Annotated in this window: 18 protein-coding genes; 5 read left to right on the forward strand and 13 right to left on the reverse strand. The window is 60.4% G+C overall.

The features are described from left to right. Positions 1–12 precede the first annotated feature (12 nt). Positions 13–1,233, reverse strand: a complete 1,221-nt coding sequence (locus tag E1N52_RS02545) for an MFS transporter (protein ID WP_133179900.1) — start codon at positions 1,231–1,233, stop codon at positions 13–15. Between the two features lie 269 nt (positions 1,234–1,502). Between E1N52_RS02545 and E1N52_RS02550 the strand changes: the two genes are divergently transcribed. Beyond that, positions 1,503–1,976: a hypothetical protein gene (locus E1N52_RS02550; protein WP_133179902.1), complete on the forward strand. Its 474-nt coding sequence runs from the start codon at positions 1,503–1,505 to the stop codon at positions 1,974–1,976. A 28-nt stretch (positions 1,977–2,004) separates the two neighbouring features. Here the strand turns inward: E1N52_RS02550 and E1N52_RS02555 are convergent, their stop codons facing one another. Next, a complete protein-coding gene (locus E1N52_RS02555) occupies positions 2,005–2,799 on the reverse strand; it encodes an SDR family NAD(P)-dependent oxidoreductase (protein ID WP_133179904.1) in 795 nt (264 codons plus the stop codon). Positions 2,800–3,011: 212 nt separating this feature from the next. Between E1N52_RS02555 and E1N52_RS02560 the strand changes: the two genes are divergently transcribed. Both E1N52_RS02560 and E1N52_RS02565 read left to right on the forward strand, forming a co-directional pair. Continuing rightward, entirely contained in the window at positions 3,012–3,206 is a 195-nt protein-coding gene (locus tag E1N52_RS02560) for a hypothetical protein (protein WP_133179906.1), read from the forward strand. A gap of 13 nt (positions 3,207–3,219) precedes the next feature. Then, a complete protein-coding gene (locus E1N52_RS02565; RefSeq protein WP_133179908.1) occupies positions 3,220–3,504 on the forward strand; it encodes a DUF4148 domain-containing protein in 285 nt (94 codons plus the stop codon). On the opposite strand, the gene E1N52_RS02570 is transcribed toward E1N52_RS02565, so the two are convergent. The 9 genes from E1N52_RS02570 to E1N52_RS02610 form a co-directional block, all read right to left on the reverse strand. Next, positions 3,489–5,195, reverse strand: a complete 1,707-nt coding sequence (locus E1N52_RS02570; protein WP_165979320.1) for an ATP-binding protein — start codon at positions 5,193–5,195, stop codon at positions 3,489–3,491. The genes E1N52_RS02565 and E1N52_RS02570 overlap by 16 nt on opposite strands. A gap of 151 nt (positions 5,196–5,346) precedes the next feature. Next, positions 5,347–5,670: a Rieske (2Fe-2S) protein gene (locus E1N52_RS02575; protein WP_133179912.1), complete on the reverse strand. Its 324-nt coding sequence runs from the start codon at positions 5,668–5,670 to the stop codon at positions 5,347–5,349. After that, on the reverse strand, positions 5,670–7,697 hold the full coding sequence (locus tag E1N52_RS02580; RefSeq protein WP_133179913.1) for an AraC family transcriptional regulator N-terminal domain-containing protein: 2,028 nt from the start codon (positions 7,695–7,697) through the stop codon (positions 5,670–5,672). Before E1N52_RS02580 ends, E1N52_RS02575 begins: the two co-directional genes overlap by 1 nt. A 45-nt stretch (positions 7,698–7,742) precedes the next feature. Beyond that, the gene (locus E1N52_RS02585) at positions 7,743–8,030 is read right to left on the reverse strand and encodes an MmoB/DmpM family protein (RefSeq protein WP_133179915.1); all 288 of its coding nucleotides are present in this window, start codon (positions 8,028–8,030) and stop codon (positions 7,743–7,745) included. A gap of 12 nt (positions 8,031–8,042) precedes the next feature. Beyond that, positions 8,043–8,333, reverse strand: coding sequence for a toluene-4-monooxygenase system B family protein (locus tag E1N52_RS02590; protein WP_133179917.1), 291 nt, complete (start codon positions 8,331–8,333; stop codon positions 8,043–8,045). Between the two features lies 1 nt (position 8,334). Further along, complete coding sequence (locus tag E1N52_RS02595; RefSeq protein WP_133179919.1) at positions 8,335–9,840, reverse strand: ferritin family protein; 1,506 nt, start codon at positions 9,838–9,840, stop codon at positions 8,335–8,337. A 49-nt stretch (positions 9,841–9,889) separates the two neighbouring features. Further along, positions 9,890–10,372, reverse strand: a complete 483-nt coding sequence (locus tag E1N52_RS02600; RefSeq protein WP_133179921.1) for a nuclear transport factor 2 family protein — start codon at positions 10,370–10,372, stop codon at positions 9,890–9,892. A gap of 37 nt (positions 10,373–10,409) precedes the next feature. Beyond that, positions 10,410–10,850: a nuclear transport factor 2 family protein gene (locus E1N52_RS02605; protein WP_133179923.1), complete on the reverse strand. Its 441-nt coding sequence runs from the start codon at positions 10,848–10,850 to the stop codon at positions 10,410–10,412. After that, positions 10,847–12,133, reverse strand: coding sequence for a type 1 glutamine amidotransferase domain-containing protein (locus E1N52_RS02610; RefSeq protein ID WP_133179925.1), 1,287 nt, complete (start codon positions 12,131–12,133; stop codon positions 10,847–10,849). The genes E1N52_RS02605 and E1N52_RS02610 overlap by 4 nt, the downstream gene beginning before the upstream one ends. Positions 12,134–12,210: 77 nt before the next feature. Here E1N52_RS02610 and E1N52_RS02615 point away from each other — a divergent pair, with 77 nt between their 5' ends. Then, positions 12,211–15,075 carry an ATP-binding protein gene (locus tag E1N52_RS02615; protein WP_165979321.1) on the forward strand — a complete coding sequence of 955 codons (2,865 nt, stop codon included), beginning with the start codon at positions 12,211–12,213 and terminating at the stop codon, positions 15,073–15,075. Positions 15,076–15,119: 44 nt separating this feature from the next. Here the strand turns inward: E1N52_RS02615 and E1N52_RS02620 are convergent, their stop codons facing one another. Next, complete coding sequence (locus tag E1N52_RS02620) at positions 15,120–15,533, reverse strand: GFA family protein (RefSeq protein ID WP_133179928.1); 414 nt, start codon at positions 15,531–15,533, stop codon at positions 15,120–15,122. Positions 15,534–15,611: 78 nt separating this feature from the next. Beyond that, positions 15,612–16,037 (reverse strand): OsmC family protein, encoded by a 426-nt coding sequence (locus E1N52_RS02625; protein ID WP_133179930.1) that lies wholly within the window; start codon positions 16,035–16,037, stop codon positions 15,612–15,614. Positions 16,038–16,240: 203 nt separating this feature from the next. Between E1N52_RS02625 and hpnN the strand changes: the two genes are divergently transcribed. Beyond that, a complete protein-coding gene (hpnN, locus tag E1N52_RS02630) occupies positions 16,241–18,853 on the forward strand; it encodes a hopanoid transporter HpnN (protein WP_133179932.1) in 2,613 nt (870 codons plus the stop codon). The last annotated feature ends 37 nt before the right edge of the window (positions 18,854–18,890 follow it).

The raw sequence follows: 18,890 nt of genomic DNA on the forward strand, positions 1-18,890 counted from the left end.
GTTCACCTTCATTCAACCCATCATGCGAGCGCGGAACGTCGCCGCGAAAACCAGCAGCCCCGCGAGCGTCAAGGCAAACCCGGCCCAAGCTGCGGACAGCAGGCCCCACCCGGCTCCGATCGCCAGCGCCCCGGCCCAGGCGCCAAGCGCATTCGCGACGTTCAGCGACGCGAGATTCATTGCCCCCATCAGCGTCGCGGCTTCAGGCGCGAGTGCCGTGAGACGAACCTGGATGGTCGGAATGGCGCCCATCATGGTCGCGCCGACACCAAACAGCGAAAGCATCAGCACCCACACCGAATGGCCGAACAGCGCCAGCAGCGCCAATACGACGAGCGCGGAACCAAAGCCCAGTATCAGGCCCATTGCATCGTGCTTGTCGGCAATGTGTCCTCCCGCGGCATTGCCGAGCGTCATGCCGATACCGAAGAGCGCCAGCGCAACCGGAATCGCCGACGCGTTCAGCCTCACAACGTCGGTCACGAACGGACCAATAAACGTGTAGACCGCAAAAATACTGCCGACACCCAGCGCGGCGACGCTCATCATGACCCAGACCGACGGCTTGCGCAGCGCGGCGAGTTCCTGCTTCAACGGGCCGCCGTTCAACGCCTCGTTCTCCGGTACCCAGGCCCACAACGCGGCAAGCGCGAGCAGCGCCAGCACGCCGACGGCGATATAGGTTTCACGCCAGCCGAGTGTCTGCCCGAGAAAGGTCGCGAGCGGCGAGCCGAAGATCGTCGCTATCGTCAGCCCCGTCATCACGAATGCAAACGCTTTGCCCGACGCACCGGGCCCAACGATATAAGACGCCAGAAAAGCGCCGGCGCCGAAATACGCGCCTTGTGGCAACCCGCTGATGAACCGGGCGACTGCGAGCATGCCGATATGGGTCGCCGCGGCGGAAAGCAGATTGCCCGCGGCGAACACCGCCATCAGGACCAGCAGCAGCGTGCGCCGGTTCAGTCTTGCCGCCGCCAACGTCAACACCGGGGCGCCAATGACCACGCCAAACGCATAGGCCGTCACCGCATGGGTTGCGCGCGGAATACTGATATCGAGGTCGGACGCGAATAGCTGCAGAATGCCCATGCTCGCGAACTCGGAGGTGCCAATGCAAAAGCTCCCGAGCGCAAGGGCGAACAACGTGCGGCCGCGTTTCTCTGCCTCCGATTCTTTCGTGCAATGGATTTCAACGGCTTCGCACTCCGCCGCGTACGCTTTTTCATGCATGGCAAATCCCACGTCCGATCGCCGGCATGCGGCCTCTATCGCCGCGTCGCAGTTCTTCAAAAGCTTAGAAACCGCGCCGGTGAAATGACAGTAAATTTCGGTTAAAAAAGGTAGCTCCGCTGCGTCGGGCGCAGCACCCGCTTCCAGGCCGCAGGTCGCCCGTTTTTCTGCGCAATTTGCGCGTTCATCGAGAAAGAACACTTGCCACACCGCCTCCATACTGGCTTCGCGTAGTCGATCGTGTTCTACCGTAAGTCGTTGAGGTCGTCATGAAAGCCGAAGACAGTTATTTCTCACAGGTGGATTTCCCGCACTCTTTTGCCGACATCGATACGAGCGAAACCGCACCGCCCGCGCCAGTTTCACTGGGAACGATGTCGAAGGCGTCGATCGTCATGGTCTGGCTGTGGGCGCTCTTCGAAACCCGCTGGGAACTCGCAGGCGAGACGGAAATTCTTCCTGTCATGGCAGTGCTCGTCGCCAAGGTGATCCTCACCGTCATCGTGATCTGGACATTGCGGCGCGCCCATCTTGCGCTCGCCGTGTTCACGTTTTGCTGCGCCGTGAGCATCATCGTCATCACCATGGCGCTGCCGCGCATGTATTCGCTCTCGCCGTGGTTCTTTTGCCTCTCGCTGGTTGAAACCGTCCTCAAAACGGCGGCGCTGGTCTCGCTCGCATTCGACTACCTCGGGCCGGACAGCACGGACGAGGAAGCCGAGCCGCCCTGGCGGATGAGGTAGGCCCGGCTAATCCCCTCTCGCGAGCGCATCAGGCTATCGTGTCGACGATTCCGCCTTCCACTTTCAGTGCGGCACCCGTCGTGGCCGAAGCCTGCTGCGAGCAGACGTAGATCACCATATTGGCCACTTCTTCGGTCGTCGCGGCGCGCCGGATAATCGACGAACCCCGCGTATTGGTGACAAATTCGTTGAGCACCTGATCCGGCGTCTTGCCTTGTGCTTTCGCGCTCTCGGCGACCATATCGAGTGCGCCTTCGGAGAGAGTCGGCCCGGGCAATACTGCGTTCACAGTCACGCCGCTATTTGCGGCGAACTTTGCGACGCCGCGTGAAATGCTCAATTGGGCCGTTTTCGTGAAACCGTATGCGAGCATGTCGGGTGGAATCGCCAGTCCCGATTCGGACGAAATGAACACGATTCTGCCCCAGTGCCGGCGCATCATGCCATCGAGATAGGCGCGCGTCATGCGCACGCCGGACATCACGTTGACCTGAAAGTAACGCTCCCATTCCGCGTCCGCCGTGCTCAGAATATCGCCGGGCCCGAAGAACCCAAGGTTGTTCACGAGAATGTCCGCTTCGGGCACCTGCTCGACGAACGCAGTCACGCCTTCCAGCGTGCCGAGATCGCACGCCACGCCGCGCACATTCGCGCCCGGCACGCCGGCTTTGATACGCTCGATGGCGTTGTCCACTGCGTCCTGCTTGCGTCCATTCACGATCGTCTGCGCGCCGGATGCCGCGAGCCCCGTTGCAATAGCGAGCCCGATACCGGAACTGGACCCGGTGACCACTGCTCTCTTTCCACTCAACTCGATATTCATCTCGATCTCCATGAAAACATCGGCGCGAAACGCGCGTTGACTGCATACGCGAACCGTGTGCTCGATATTAAGACGCGCCATTCGATTTGTCAGAGAGGGGGTACGCGCCGATTCGGGCAAAGCTGCAATTCCCAGCGCATTTCGGAAAGCCGCGACTGACAGGCAGTGCGAATATGACCTTGCCGTGATTCAAGCCAGTCAAGGAGGCGAACATGAAGCTCTTGAAAGCAACCATTCTTTTTGCCGTGCTGATGCCTGCGCTTTCTCAGGCGCAATCCAGTATGCCGACAAACGACTCAGCCCAAAGCGGGTCTCCAGGTATGCAACAAATGCAGAACGGAAATACATCAGGCAACAGCGAATGTGTGGGTCCGCACAGCTACTGCAATCTGTTCAGTGGGAGTTAGCGGGTTCAGCGATATGGATTTGCGCATTCTCACGGTGATCGTCGTCGCGCTGGGACTATCGCCGGCCATTTCCCTCGCGCAGGAGACGCCGGGACCATGCACGCGAGCCGAGGTGCTGCAGCATCTCTATGACCTGGAAAGCGAAGGCTTCTGGCCTACCCAGGCGTCGGAACTTCGCTTCCCTCTGAACATCGAGGCGGCCGAGGCGCGGCTCGCAGCCAGGCAAGCGGCCCAGACACGAGAGAACGGCGATCCGCCATCGCAATCCCCCGCGAACCAGAGTCATTGCTTTCGCTGAGTATTCGCGCGCGACTTCTTGCGCGGTTGCAAGCCGGATTTTGCCTGGGACGGAGCAAACAAACCGGGAAGCCGTTCGGCGTAGCGCCGTGTGATCGCCTCCAGCTCACCGCCGTCAGCGAGTTTTTGCAGCGCATAGGCGCGTGTGGTATTGAGCAAACGATATCGTGTAATCGAGCCGCTCACGTCGGCTGATAAAAGCGATTTTTCGACGAGCTGGGCCACGCCGCCAATGACATCGCTCGTGGTGATCTCTCCATCTTCTGCGAGAGCGCTCGCAGCTTCGAGCGTAAACGGGCTCGCGAACAACGAAAGGCGTCGCAGTATCGTACGCTCCACTCTCGGCAACAGCTCGTAGCTCCATTCGAGCGCAGCTGCGAGCGTGCGATGGCGCAACAGCGTCGTGCGTCGGCTCTGACTCAATAGCCGTCGGCTGTCGTCGAGCAGCAAGGACAACCCAAAAAGACCGAATGCATCGAAGCGCGTTGCGACCAGCTCAATCGCGAGAGGCAGGCCGTCCAGGCTCCGGCAAATTTCTCCAACGATCGGCGCGTTCTCGTCGCTGAGCGCGAATCCTTGCTGTCCCGTCGCGGCGCGATCGGCGAAAAGCTGGACTGCCGGGAACGTCAACGCCTCCGACGCCGTGAGTCCGATCGCATCGGGTGGACTTGCCAACGGCAGCAGCCGGTGCAGATATTCGCCACTCGCGCGCAGCGATTGACGGCTCGTCGCCATGATGGCGACATTCGGTGCACCGCGCATCACCTGTTCCACGAACAACGCTGCCTCGTCTATCACGTGTTCGCAGGTGTCGAGCACGATCAGCATCTGCCGCTCGCGAAGATGCGCCAGAATCGCCGGGCGTTTATCTGCACTGCGAATGATAAGGCCGAGCGCGGTCGCAACGGTGGCGCTGAAAGCGCCCGGGTCCGCTACCGAGCCGAGATCGACAAAGCTCACGCCGTGTGCATAGTTTTGGCGCGCGCCTTGCGCCGTGCACAGCGCCACTGCTGTCTTGCCGATGCCGCCGGGGCCGACCACCGTCACGAGGCGTTGGCGCGACAATGCATCGCCAAGCCTCTCGATCGCGTCTGCGCGGCCAATCGTGTTGGTCGGGATTGCCGGAAGACGGCTGGCAGCCTGCGCCGCTCCGTTTCGCCGCGCCGACACCTTTTGCTCGACGTACTCGACCGGCGCCACGAAGATGTAACCGCGCCCGCTGATCGTGGCGAGATAGCGATTTCCGCGCAAGCCGTCTCCAAGCGCCCGGCGAAGCGCTGCGATATGGACCTTGAGATTGCTTTCGTCCACCACGGCGTCAGGCCACGCGCGCGCAATCAGGTCGCTCTTGCTGACCAACTCGCCCGCATTCTCGACCAGCGCGGTGAGAAGGAGCAGCGCGCGGCTGCCGATATGCACGGGCACGCCATCTTCGAGCAGCAGTTGCTGCCCAGGAATCAAGCGGAACGGTCCGAAAGAAAAGGACCCCGTGGCACCCGGCGAGCGGGTTGAGTCGGCCGCGCGTGGATTCATGGCCGCAAAGCGCCAGAGGTTGGCCGGCAACGCATAACGCCCTCCCGATTCGCAATTGAGCACGCGCCCGCAGCACGGATCGATGACGTCTCTCCGCCCGCCTGGCTTGCCTTCATTGAAGGCAAGCGTCGCCGGTGCGTACAGCGCCTCGGCTTCCATTTGCAGGAATGCACGCGAATCTCGCAGGATTCGACGCCATGGCGGTTGAATGCCGGTCAAGCCGTACCAGGACAGCGCTGGATTCGGCAGGAACCGATTACACGCGGGGCGCGGACGCATGCGCCGCGTCGGGGTGATTGAACTGAAGAATTTACGAGTCGCCAGATGCGACCAGGATGCGGCCGCCCACGATCCGCACCCGATGCGGGTTCAATTGCTGGCCGGTGGGATTGATCCCGCGGCCGCTATGTGCGCAAAACTCCCATCGGTGATTCGGGCACACGATGACGCCATTGGCGAATTCGCCGTCGCTAAGCCGGCCACCCATGTGCGGGCACCGGTTTTCATACGCGCAAACCGTGCCATCGATATTGATCATCAGCAGCGGCCCGAGCGCGGACTCCACCGCGACCATCTCGCCGATCCAGAGGTCGTCCGAGTCCATGACGTCGATCCAGGACAGGTCCTGCGCCATTACGTCCTCGTTTCAGTCGTCTCCATCACATTGAGCGTCGGCTTGCCGCGAAACTGATTCGCGTACTGGCTCGGCGCCTCGCCAAAATAGCTCGTAAAAGCCTTCACGAAATGCGATGGACTCGCATAGCCCGTGCGAGCAGCGGCTTCGCTCACGCCCCAGCCCTCGCGAATCATCAACACGCGTGCGCGCTCGAGCCTTAATTGCTTGAGGAAGTGATACGGCGAGACACCGATGATTTCCTTGAACGAATGCGCGAGTGTTGACGTGCTCGCGCCGACCGCACGGGCGATATCGTCGATGGTGATCGACTTGTTGAATTCGGCCTGCATATAGCGAATCGCAGCGAACACCTTGCGCGACGTTTTCCCGTACAGCGCTGCGGTAACGAGGCGCGGCGCCTGATCCTGACGCAGCAGCCGGAACACGATCTCACGCAGAAATAGCGGGCCGAGCAGGCGGCGTTCACTATCGTCGTCGAGCGACTTCAGAAAGCGGATGACCGCGTCACGCAGATCGCCGTCGAATTTCGACACGTAGGCTTCTTCTTCCTCGTCATCCGCGCCTGCCTGCGCTTCCAGCCCCGGCAGACTTTCGATCAGCACCTCGGCGACTGCCGCCGCCGGAATCTGCAGGATCATCGACAGAAACGGTTGCGCGGGAGAGCCTTCGAGAATCTCGGCCTGCAAGCGCGTCGCCCGATTGATCAAAAAATAGTTTGCGGGGTCGAAAAAGTATCTGCGTCCGTTGATCGTCACGCGTTTGCGTCCTTGCACGACGATACAAAATGCGAGCGAGGCCGTTTGGTCCCAGTGCGGCGCCACCGGGCTTTCGAAGCGATAGAAAGTGAGTCCCGTCCATCGGCACGGATTGGCGCCAGGCGACACGGCGTATTTCTCGAACAGTGCGATCAGCGGGTCGCTGAGCAGGGGCGCCATATATTGCGGCGCGGCCTGCGGTTTCGCGGTGCTTTTCGCTGCAACAACGGTTTTCTCCACCTCTTCGGTAATGCCGGCCGCCTCGAGGGACGCCGCAATGGCATTGCGGGCCGCCTCGAGCGTCTTCAACTCTTCCTGCCCCGGCGACGACACGCTGGTGAGCAATGTCGCGAGGCCGCCGGCGGCATCCTCGGCGCGGGCGCGCCACTTTTTGACCCAACGCGCGAAACTGCCGACGTTATCCGGATTGCGCGCGATCGCAAAACGCGCAAGCGCGCAACTCCAGCGCGCGGCGCGAGCCGAGTCGCGGGCCAGGTTCGTGAGGAGCAGCCAGGTCAAGTCGTCGCGATTCTTGCGGGCAACGTTCGCGAGTTGCGCCAGCAGCACTTCATCGAGCGCCGGGCGCAACACGAGATTCACCGCGGTCAGGCACTCGGCCCAATCGTAGGTGATCAGCGCGGTCTCCAGTGCCTTCCTCGCGGGCTGCCAGCCCAGATCTGCCTCCCAAATACGCCGCGCTTCGACCAGCACATGCACGTCGGGACGGGCGAGTTGCAACTGGCGCGTGCGGTACGCAATCAGCGAGCCGCGCCGCAACAGGTCGCCGGCCGCGAACGCCGCGCAATTCGTGATGTACGACGAAGGCGCGATCGTGCCCAGATAGGCTTGCGTCATCTGCAGCCCGTGAACCGGATAACGGGTTGGTATGAGCACATGCGCCAGCGTGTCGATCCAGCGGGCCGAGATGTCACTGTCATGCGCCGTGCGCTCGTATTGGTCGAGCACACCCTTCATGACGCTTTCCTGTTCATCCTGGGTCGTGACGTACTTGCGGTACGTCATTTCGTCCGGGTCGCGGAACTCGTTCCACTCCGCAACCTGCACCGGCGACTTGTCGCGATACGTCAAGTACCACATGTTGGCCGGCGTTGTTGGATTCAACTCGAAGGCGGCCGTACGGCGCTTGCGCAGCGTGTAATTCACTTCGTGCGTGACGATTTCATATTCGCTCGGCACGCGGCGAATCTCGCCGAATACGCTCCATGTGCGCAGCGGTTTCGCTTTCGCCTTCGAGGCGGAGTCGTCCATTATCAGCGTCCTTATGTTCAGCGCCCTGGCGTTACACGTCTAGCATCAGACCGTGTACTGCCATGTCACCTCGTCCGACGTCGTCTCGATGCGCCCGGCAAACGAAGCGAGCATCTGCTCCAGTTCACGCATCTGGTAAGGCCTTCCGACCTGCCGCTCGATCGAATCCCGGCTCACGCGAAGAAAACCTTCCGCCTGCACCCGTATGTACGCGCCGCGGTCGACCAGCTCGATTTCGCGACCCGGGTTGTCGTCCACGATGGCGCGCACCACGGCATCGACGTCATCGACCATGCGCAGCACGGGTCCCACGAGGTTTGCAGAGCGCGTCATGTTCCGCTCCGCTCATTCCGCGTAACGTACAGTCAGGCATTGCAGCGCATCGATACCGGCACCCGAAACCGTCTCGCTCATCGGCAATGCGACGCCGTTGAAATAGACGACCATCGGCGCTTCTCTTCGCGGGACACGGATACCGACCGACTGTGCGGCGACCTTCTCAGCGACCTCCGCGATCGTGTCCGTATCCCGCACGAAAACGAGCTGGGTGACGATGTCGCCGATGAACAGCGCGTTGATCGCAAGGGTGGTGGGCTGCGCATCGCTGGTTGCGCTGCTTGTGCGGGTTGCGTTCATATCAAGCCTGCTCCGCGGTTTTAGCATCACGATACGAGTGCGCCCACGCGTAATTCTTTGCATCCTTCCCCATCACCTCGGGCGTGAGGCCCATGTAATCGAGAACGCCTGTGAGCGTTTGCGGCTGCACTTCTCCACCCAGAAGCCGTTCGACCACGGTCTTCTGGTGAATGGTGTCCTTGTCTTCCCACCAGATCTGCCGGCACGGTTTCGAGCAGAAGTGATAGGTGTAGCCATTGTGTTCGAGGGGATAGCTGCGCACCGGATACCGGTCGTTATTGGGCGCGCCCGCGGTCCCGATAGGCAGGTGACAGCAGTTGCATAGCCAGGGAAGCGTTTTCGGCAGCGTTTTCTCTTCCTGCCCGCTATTGATGTTCGCAATGATCGTGTCCCAGCCAGGGCCGAATTCCTTTTCCCAGCGCGGGTACTTTTCCCGCAGCCATGCCCGCTCGTCTTCACTCACGCCGCCCTGCGGCTTCCACCAGACTGTGGGACGCCAGAACCAGATTCCCATCTGGAGCGAGTGGTGCCATATGTCGAGTCCGTCGATGAATTCCTGCCAGAACCAGGGCCGCTTCAGACCGTATTCCTGCAAGGTGCGCTGATACTGATTGACGACCCACTCTTCCATGAACTCTTTGTATGAGAGTTTCCGGTGCTCGAGCGGTGTGTAGTAATCCATGCAAATTCCGCTGATCACCGCGAAAAGGCGCGCGCTGATCCAGAACGTCTTGTCGATCAGCCACTGCGCCCGTTTCGGATCGTGCCGCATCAGTATTTCTATCGTCGGATGGCCCTGTTGCGCGTGGCGCGCCTCGTCCGTCTGCACGGACGAAATCATGTTTGCAAAATTAATGTCGGCGGAACTGAGCGCATCTGCCGCCAGACCGATGAACTGAACGTTGGTAAATGCCGTTTCGAACGTGAACGGCAATTGAATGGCGATATCCACCGCACTCGGATTCACCATCATGCCGTCGAATGCCGCGCGCCCCGCTACGGCCACCCATTCGTCCGTGTGATACGCCTTGAGCGCCCAGTCGTATTGCTGGTCGCGGCTGATGAATTCGTGGGCGAACAGCAAGTCGAGCTGAGCATGACGAATTTCATCGAGCGCACCGAACATCGCCATCTGCCGCCACGCAGGAGCCAAACCAAAGCGCGCCATACGCAATTCCGCGAGCACGGCCAGGTATTCGATCAGCGAGACCGCGCCGTAGTGAATCTTCGAAACCGACTTCCAGCCCTCGTCGAGTTGCTCGAAGATCGATGAGCGCCGCAATGCCGACTTCACGGCATAGGCCGAAGCTTCTTTCTCACGCTGCGTCGCAACGTACTCCGGATAGGTGATCTTGTACGGTTCGTCCCACTGCTTCCAGGCGTCGACCGGCACCTTTCCGGTGCCGGACAGCCATTCGGGGAAAACAGCATCCTGGTCGACGTACGAGAGCGTCCATTCGACATCGCGATAAACGTCGTACCAATCTTCACGCCTGAGTGAAGTCATCAATATCTCCTGCGCCGTTGCCCCCGAAACTGCTTGCCGGGAGCATTAGTCAGTCACATTCGAGCCGTCCGAGTTGTCGATACCAGTCAGCGGTGTCCCAATAGGCGACGATGTCGTCGATCAGACCTTCGCGATTGACGTGGAAGAGAAAGAGATGCACCAGATCGTAGTGCTTGCCGCTATTCGCAAGCGTACCGAACGCTTTGGCCTGGGTCCCGGAGATCGTGACCTCAACCGCGACGTTGCCCTCGTCGTCGTTGCCAATCCATTGCACGTCGTTGGTCAGGTCGGGAAAGGCGTCGATCAACGACGACCACCATGTTTTGCCGATTCCACGCACCTTGCCGTCGCCACGCACCACACGTTGCTTGCGCATGACCTCGGCCGGCACATAGCGAAAATTCGCGTTGTCCACACACGCGTCGACCATCCCTTCGACGTCCTGGCGGCGATACGCTTCGAAAAAACGGAGCACCGCGCGGTTAGCGCGCTCGCCGGTGGTGATCGCACGGCCTTCCGGGACTTCAAGCATCGATGTCTCCTTGTCTGATTCGACAACGCGCCATGACTCAGAATGACGTGGTGATCGTTACGCGGTCCAGGCGCCGTACGGCCAGTCGCCGGTATAGCTGGTTTTGGCACCAGAATAGCTTGACCGCCTCGATGCGATCGCTACGCGTATGCAGCAGCCACGCTTCGTCGAGATCGATATGTTTTTCCTGATTGATCACGCCGAGAAATTCTCCCGCCTGCGTGCCATCGAATGTCGTCTCCACGGCCACGACATCTTCATGCGTTGCGAACATGCGCCGCGTGCTCAACGTCAAGTCCGGAAATGCGGAAAACCAGTTCTCGAAGAATCTGCGCCCTTCAGCGTGAATGGGGCCTTCCAGCTCAAGTGGAACGATGTGAATGGAGCAATGCGGAGAGCAGGATATGAGCGCACCGTCGACATCATGTCGGGCAAGACTGCCAATGAATGCATGGGCGACTTCGAGGGCGATGTTCATGCCGCACTCCCTTGCAGGACACCGAGTTTGCGCAACACTGCTTCCGCACAGGCTTCATCGGACATCTGGTTCTGCGCCGTCAGCAAATGGCGGTCAACGACCACATGAGATACCCACGGGGGCGCTTCGTCATAAACGACGCCCCGATTCTTCAACTCGCTTTCAAGAAACCACGGAGGCCGTTGCAGTCCGACAATCGCCTGGTCTTCTTCCTCATTGCTGAATGCCGCCACCCGATATCCGTCGAAAAGCCACCCGCCATCGGGTCCGTTGCCAACCGAAAGCAAAGCGGCGGGTCCATGGCAGAGCAGCGCGATCAGGCGCCGCCTGGAATGTGCGAGGCGCAGCACGCGTTCGACATCGCGGTTGTCCGGCAGATCGACGATCGCGCCGTGTCCGCCAGGAATGAATACCGCGTCGAACGAAAGAATCTCCTCGTCCGACAAGCTGCCGAGATCGTACGGGGCGTTCAGCGCGCGATCGTTTGCCAGCGAATGCGCGCAGGTTTGCGCGAGACGTTCGCTATCGTGCTTCACCGAATCGGCCAGAACTTGCGCCCGCGCAGGCGGTACGATCGCGCTGATTTTCGGCCGCGAGGCGAGCGCTTCGAGAAAGCCGATATCGTGTTTCCAGCTTTCCTTTGCCGCCGCTTCTACGTTGGCGCGTGCCAACCCGTGTTCGATATTCGCAAACGTCAACGCCTCATAGACGCGCCGCGATGCAATCAAGTCGAGTTCCGTAAAGTGATGCAGCGTAAAGCGAATCCCTTCCGGATCGTCGGCGAACGATCTTACGATTGCTGCGAGAAAGTCCCTGTCCGTGTCAGGATAGTGAAAGCGGGGCTCCAGGCTAAAGGGGTCTGCAATTCCGGGCCGCCCGTCCACCGTGTGGATTCGCACGTCCACACCGGCAGCGCGAAAACGCCTTAGCGGTGTATAGACTTCATCGGCCCAGTAGCCCGTAGGCAACGAGTCGCCGCCGTCTAGCGGAAGCTCGCGTGCGCTGGAAACGATCATCAGGATGCGCCGCATATTGGGCCTCCTCCTCGACTGATTTATAGTCTGCGAGGAAATATCCTGCAATGCGGCTGCGCCAACCGCCCATTCCTGCAACGCGAGGGCCACGGAACCGCGCGGCGGGGCTGTTCGAAACGTATGAAAAATCGAAACTTGCGAACACGGCCTTCGCCGGTCGATAGAATGACGCTCGCAAAGGGAGTTGATCGAGGAATTGCAAACACGGGCATCTGCGCGAGCGGTTTCCGGTGGCGATTCCGATGCCACTTCGGGGCTCAATCATGCATGGATCGCCGATCAGCCGAACGCTGAGCGATGAGGCACACCCAGGCACCGAATCCGGAGTGGCTTACCGGTTCGGCTCGTTCCGCCTGATTCCGTCGCAGAACACACTGCACGATGGTGACGCGCGCGTGCTGATTGGCGGTCGAGCGCTCGACTTGCTGACCGCGCTCGTCGAACGCCGGGGAGAACTCATCACCAAGAAAGAGCTCATCGCGCGCGCGTGGCCGAAGCATGTCGTGGAGGAAGGCAATCTCAAGGTGAATATCGCGGCCTTACGCAAAGTGTTGGGAGACGAGCCCCAGGGCCAGCGCTTTATCGCGACGGTGGTCGGCCGCGGCTATCAATTCGTTGCACCCGTCGAGCGCGAAACGATGTCGGGCGCCGTAACACCGCCGCAAGCGCGTCCCCCGGTTTCGCACAACATTCCCGCCGCTCTCGTTCGACCAATCGGACGCGCGAAGACGATCCACGATCTCCTGACGCGGCTCTCGCGCGTGCGGCTACTGACGTTGGCAGGCCCCGGCGGAATAGGCAAAACGACGGTCGCGCTGGCCGTTGCCCGCGAAATGGTCGCGCTGGGCGAACATGACGTCTGGTTCGTCAACCTTTCGCGGCTATCGGATGCGCGCTTCGTGCCTCATGCCGTCGCCAGCACGATTGGTCTTGTCGTTCACTCGGACGACATACTGCATGCACTGTCCAATTACCTCCGGCTTCGGAATCGTCCCCAGCTCATCGTGCTCGACAGCTGCGAACAGATCGTCGAGGCGGCGGCGATCATCGCCGAGCATATGATCGCGGCGGGCCCGCAAATCCATGTTCTCGCGACCAGCCGTGAGCCGCTGCACGCCGTTGGCGAATATGTGTACCGGCTCGAAGCGCTCGAAAGCCCTCCCGACTCGGCACCTATGACGATCGACTCCGCGCGTCAATACCCCGCCGTCGAGCTTTTTATCGAGCGCGCCATTGCCGCGCGCAGCGACTTTGTGCCGTCCGATGAAAATGCGCCCGTGATCGCGCAAATCTGCCGGCGACTCGACGGCATTGCGCTGGCAATCGAGCTTGCGGCAACGCGTTTGGATGCCTTCTGCATCCGTGAGCTGCTCAGCTTGCTCGACGACCGTTTTACTGCGCTCGCGCAGGGGCGACGCACGGCGCCGGAGCGGCAGAGAACCTTGCTCGCCACACTCGACTGGAGTCATCAGTTGTTGCCCGAAGTCGAACGCGTCGTGCTGCGCCGGTTGGGCATATTTCCAGGCGTCTTTTCGCTGGGGTCGGCGGCTGCTGTTGCAGGCGACGAAAACCTGCCTTACGCCAGTGTGGTCGATGCGGTGGCAAGCCTCGTGACGAAGTCGATGCTCTCGGCCAACGTCGCCGACGATGCCTTGCGATATCGTCTTCTCGACACGACCCGCGAATACGCGAGACGCAAGCTTGCAGATGCGAATGAGCTGAACATGGTCTCCCGTCGCCACGCTGAGCATTTTCATGACTTGTACGCGCGTGTCACAGACTACTGGAACCGGCCGCCCGATACACGATGGCTGGGCAATCACCTGCCCACGATCGACGACGTTAGAGCCGCGCTGAACTGGGCGTTCTCCGCTCAGGGAGACACATCGCTTGGCATTGCGCTCACCGTTGCCGCTATCCCTGCGTGGATCCGGCTTTCCTCGCTGGACGAATGCCGCAGCCGAATCGAGCACGCACTTCATCGGGCGGATGCCCGGTCGCCCGAACTCGACAGACAGCGGATGAAGCTCTACACGGCGCTTGCCGCCTCTGCGCTCTATACACGCGGAATGGTTTCGCAAGTCGACGCTGCATGCACTGCTGCCCTGGCGATTGCGGAACAGCTTGACGATGAGGAATACCAATTACGTTCGTTGTTTGCAGCCTGCTGTGGCCTGGTCTATTCCGGCAGGCACCGTGCCGCCGACGAACTGCTGCAGAAGTTCCGCTCGATTGCGAACGGAACACAGAATGAGACCGCGATGTCGGAAGGCAGCCGCCTCACAGCGTTTGCGTGGCATCACATGGGCAAACAAGCCGAGGCTCGGCGCTTGCTCGAGCGCGTGCTCGAGTGGTACGACTCACCCCATCATCGCTCTCAACTCTCCGCCAACCATGTGAGTGGACGCGAGGGAACCCGCTCGTTGATGGCAAGCGTACTGTGGACGCTGGGATGCCCGGAGCGAGCGCTGACCGAGGCGCGCCGGGCGCTCGTCGATGCACAAGAAAGCGGCCATACCTTGACGATTGGGTATGTGCTCGTGTTTGCCTTCGTTCCGCTCGCGCTTTCCGCAGGAGATCTCGCCTCGGCCGAAGACGCGCTGATTGCTTTGCAAGACACCGTTGCGAAGCACGGACTGGCGCTCTTCGAGGCGATGGCACGTGGTCTTCATGGTGCGTTTCTGGTCGAGAAAGGGAATGCTGCCGGACTCCCGATCCTCTTCGAAGCGTTGGCGCAACTCGAGCGCGAGCATATCGGAATGCGCTATCCGATGTTTGCGGGGATGTATGCCCGGGGCCTGTTGCGTTTTGGCGATCACGCACGCGCGCTAGCGGCGATCGAGGATGCGTTGGCGTGGTCAGAGGCGCACGAGGAACTGTGGTGCATATCGGAGTTGGTAAGGATCAAGGGCGAAATACTCGCGACGCACGACGAACTCGATCCGCACGGTGTATCCGAAGCGCTTTACGTCCACGCGATCGAAATCGCGCAGCAGCAAGGCGCGCTGTTCCTCGAACTACGCGCGGCGAAGAGCCTCGCCCGCCTCAAACTCAGGCAAGGAAAAACCGCGCAGGTGGAGTCCGTGCTTTCGCCGGTTTACGACAGATTCACCGAAAGGTGCGAAATCGTTGACTTAAAGGAATCGCGGGAATTGCTTGCCAGTGTTCACGTAGCTTCCCGGAAATTCTAATGACAAGGTCTTCCGCTCGATCTGCTGCGCGCAATGGGGCGCACTCACGTCGGCATGTTCGGGAATTGCGGAACATCCAGATGATTGAGCCATTTGTACCGGCGCTTCGTGTACATCTCCAGCACCGGATGAATACCATCGGGATTGTCCAGGCTGCCGATCATGACGAACACCGTACCTGGAAACGCGCCTGAATTGTTCGAAAAGAGCCGAGATCCACACTCCGGACAGAAATTGCGATCTATCCTCTTACCGGAGTCCGCTATGTAAGAGAACGAGCGCGGCTGTCCACTGAGCAGCGTGAAATCGTCTGCAGGAATGCCGAAGAAAGTCGCCATGACCCCGCCACTTGCCTTCTGGCAATCCAGGCAATAGCAATCGGCAATAAACGTAGGATCGGCACTGAACTCGAACTTGACGGCTCCGCACGCACATCGACCCGCGTATTTCTTCGGCATGGCCTGTTACCTCATCAGTCAGGGAAGCGGGGATCGCATCCTGCAGTAGTCCATTTCAAGCGGTGAGCCGCGAAATCATCAAGTCTCGAGCTTCGCGTCCATCGTGATGGTCGCGTTCAAAACCTTCGACACCGGACAACCGGCCTTCGCATCTGCGGCGGCCTTGTCGAACACGGCCTTGTCACCGCCGGGGATTTTCACCACCACGTCGAGGTGCGAAGCGGTCACCGCGAAGCCGCCATTAATCATGTCGAGCGTGACCGTCGCCGTCGTGGAGATTCGTTCGGGCTTCACGTTGGCTTTACCGAGTTCAGCCGATAGCGCCATCGAAAAGCACCCCGCGTGTGCAGCCGCGATCAACTCTTCAGGATTGGTGCCGATACCATTTTCAAAGCGGGTCGAGAACGAATACTGTGTGTCCTTGAGTACGCCGCTATCCGTGGATATCGAGCCATTACCGTCTCTCAGGCCTCCTTCCCAGACCGCCGATGCCTTGCGCTTCATTCTGTCCTCCTGGCTTCTCGTACTCGAAACGATTACGCCAGCCAACGGTAATTCAATTCGGCTGCACCGTACCGCGACTCGTGCGTGTACGAAAATCGTCCGATTGCGACATCGACGTGTCAGCACCGCCTCGACTACCGACCGGCACGCTGCGGATAACTACGCTACACTGGCATACCGATCGCGCTTAAACCTTCGCCATCATGTCGTCGGTTGTCCGTCTCGTTTCGTGGTCCATCCGTCACCGGATCAGCGTGATCGCGTTATCGCTCGTCCTTGTGCTGCTGAGCGGTTATTACGTCTTCCATCACTTCGAGATCAACACCGCTACGGACCGGCTGTTGACTGTCGACAAGCGGTGGGACGCCTTGTCCAAGTCGTTGGATCGCGCGTTCCCGCAACGAGGGGGCTCCATTCTCGTCGTGGTCGAATCGAATGCGCCGGAATTCGCCGATACCGCCGCCAGCGAGCTTGCCAGTGCATTACGGAAGGACACGGACCGGTTCGTTGCGGTGACACAGCCAGGTGCCGGCCCATTCTTCGAACACAACGGGTTGCTTTTTCTCCCTTTGCGCGACGTACAGTCAACAACGTCGCAGTTGACACAAGCGCGCCCATTGCTCAACGCGCTCGCCCATGACCCCAGTCTGACCGGTCTCGCCAACTTGCTGACGACGACCCTGCTTTTGCCGCTGCAAATCGGGCAGATCAAGCTCAGTCAGATGAGTCCCCTTCTCGATCAAAGCGCGAATGTCGTAGACCGCGTGCTAGCGAACCAGCCCGCCGCTTTCTCATGGCGTTCGTTGATCGATCCCCATGCGAAGTCACCCGCGCACGCGTTCGTACTCGTGCAGCCCGTGCTGAATTACGCTTCGCTGAGGGCAGGCGGCAACGCATCCGCATTGATACGCGACACGGCGGCCTCGCTGCATCTCGATGCGAGATATGGCGCACGCGTGCGCCTTACCGGCGAACAGCCGCTCGCCGATGACGAATTCGCATCGGTTCAGGACGGTGCAGCATTCAACGGCGCCGTGACACTGCTTGTCGTACTCGGCATTCTCTGGTTTGCGCTTCGGTCCGCCAAACTGGTGCTTGCCGTGTCCATCTGCCTCGTGGTGGGGTTGCTTATCACTGCAGCTTTGGGTCTGGTGATGGTGGGCGCTTTCAACATGATCTCTGTCGCGTTCATGGTGCTATTCGTCGGCCTGGGCGTCGACTTCGGTGTGCAGTTCACAGTGAGGTTTCGGGAAGAGCACTACAAGGACGGTCGTATTCCCGCCGCATTGGTGAATACGGCAAATACGCTAGGCGAGCGCTTGCGCCTCGCCGCCCTTGCGGTTGCCGTGAGCTTCTTTTCGTTCATTCCGACTGCGTATCGCGGTGTGTCGGAACTGGGCAAGATCGCGGGGGTGGGAATGATCGTCGCCTGTCTCACTAGTGTGACGCTCTTGCCCGCGCTCATCGGCGTGTTACAGCCAGGAAGGGAAAAAGCATCGCCCGGCTTCAGGCACCTTGCCGAAGCCGACGACTTCCTCGACAGGCATCGCAAAGCCATGTTGGCGCTGGCAGCAGTTGCCATTCTCGGCGCATCACCGTTGTTGCTGCACCTGCGCTTCGATTTCAATCCATTGCATCTCAAGGATCCGCATACGGAATCGATGGCAACACTGCTCGCACTGAAAGACTCGCCCGAAATAGGCATCAACAATGTGCGCGTCATGGCGAATTCCTTGACCGAAGCCGATGCGATCGCCGCTCGCCTGTCAAAGCTGCCACAAGTGGGCCGAACGGTCACGCTAACCACGTTCATCCCGGCAGACCAGCCAGAGAAACTCGCCGTGATTGCAAGCGCGGCCCGCGTATTGGAGCCTGTGCTGACACAGCCCACCGCGCCGCCGGCTAGCGACGCCGTTCGCGTCGACGCTTTGCGCCGGGCGGCGAACCAGTTGTCGCTTGCGGCGGAGGATCATCCCGGGCCTGGCGCCACAGAAGCGACGCGACTTTCACAAGCGCTGACCCGCCTCGCAAACGCCCCGAGCGCGACACGCGATCGTGCCGACCATGCCATGACGGCACCGTTGAAGATCGCGCTCGCGCAGTTGGCGGCGCTTCTCGATCCTGCTGAGATCACCCGCGCCAATTTGCCCACAGGGATAACGAGAGACTGGGTTGCCGCCGACGGCCAGGCCATCGTGGAGATTTCCCCCAATGTGCCAAGCGGTATCGACCCAAACGATGACGCGTTGTTGAGAGGCTTCGCCAACGCCGTGAGCGCGGCGGAGCCGAATGCGATCGGAGGGCCGATTTCGATTTTGTACTCGGCCAATCTTGTCATCAAGGCATTCCTTCAGGCTAGTGCGTACGCACTGGTAGCGATCGTCGTCATCTTATGGTTTGCGCTGCGCAGGGTCGGCGACATCCTTCGAACCGTTGTGCCCTTGCTCGTTTCCGCGCTGTTGACACTCGAATTCTCCGTAGCGCTCGGACTGGAACTGAACTTCGCGAACATCATTGCGCTGCCGCTCATGCTTGGCGTCGGCGTTGCGTTCAAGATCTACTATGTGATCGCCTGGCGAAATGGCGCGACACGGCTGCTGGAATCCAGTCTGACTTACGCAGTTGTATTCAGCGCGGCGACAACCGGCGCAGCGTTCGGTAGCTTGTGGTTTTCACATCATCCCGGAACGTCGAGCCTCGGGGCTTTGCTCGCACTGTCGCTTGTGTCTACGCTTATTGGCGCAGTGATATTTCAACCCGTGTTGATGGGACGGCCTCGCGCTGCGCAGTTCAAAACGATGGCGTCGGCTGACTGAAATCGCTCTCATCCAGAACGTGAAAGCTGACATCGCC

Origin of the sequence: Paraburkholderia guartelaensis (genome assembly GCF_004353905.1) — a bacterium.
GTDB classification, from domain to species: domain Bacteria; phylum Pseudomonadota; class Gammaproteobacteria; order Burkholderiales; family Burkholderiaceae; genus Paraburkholderia; species Paraburkholderia guartelaensis.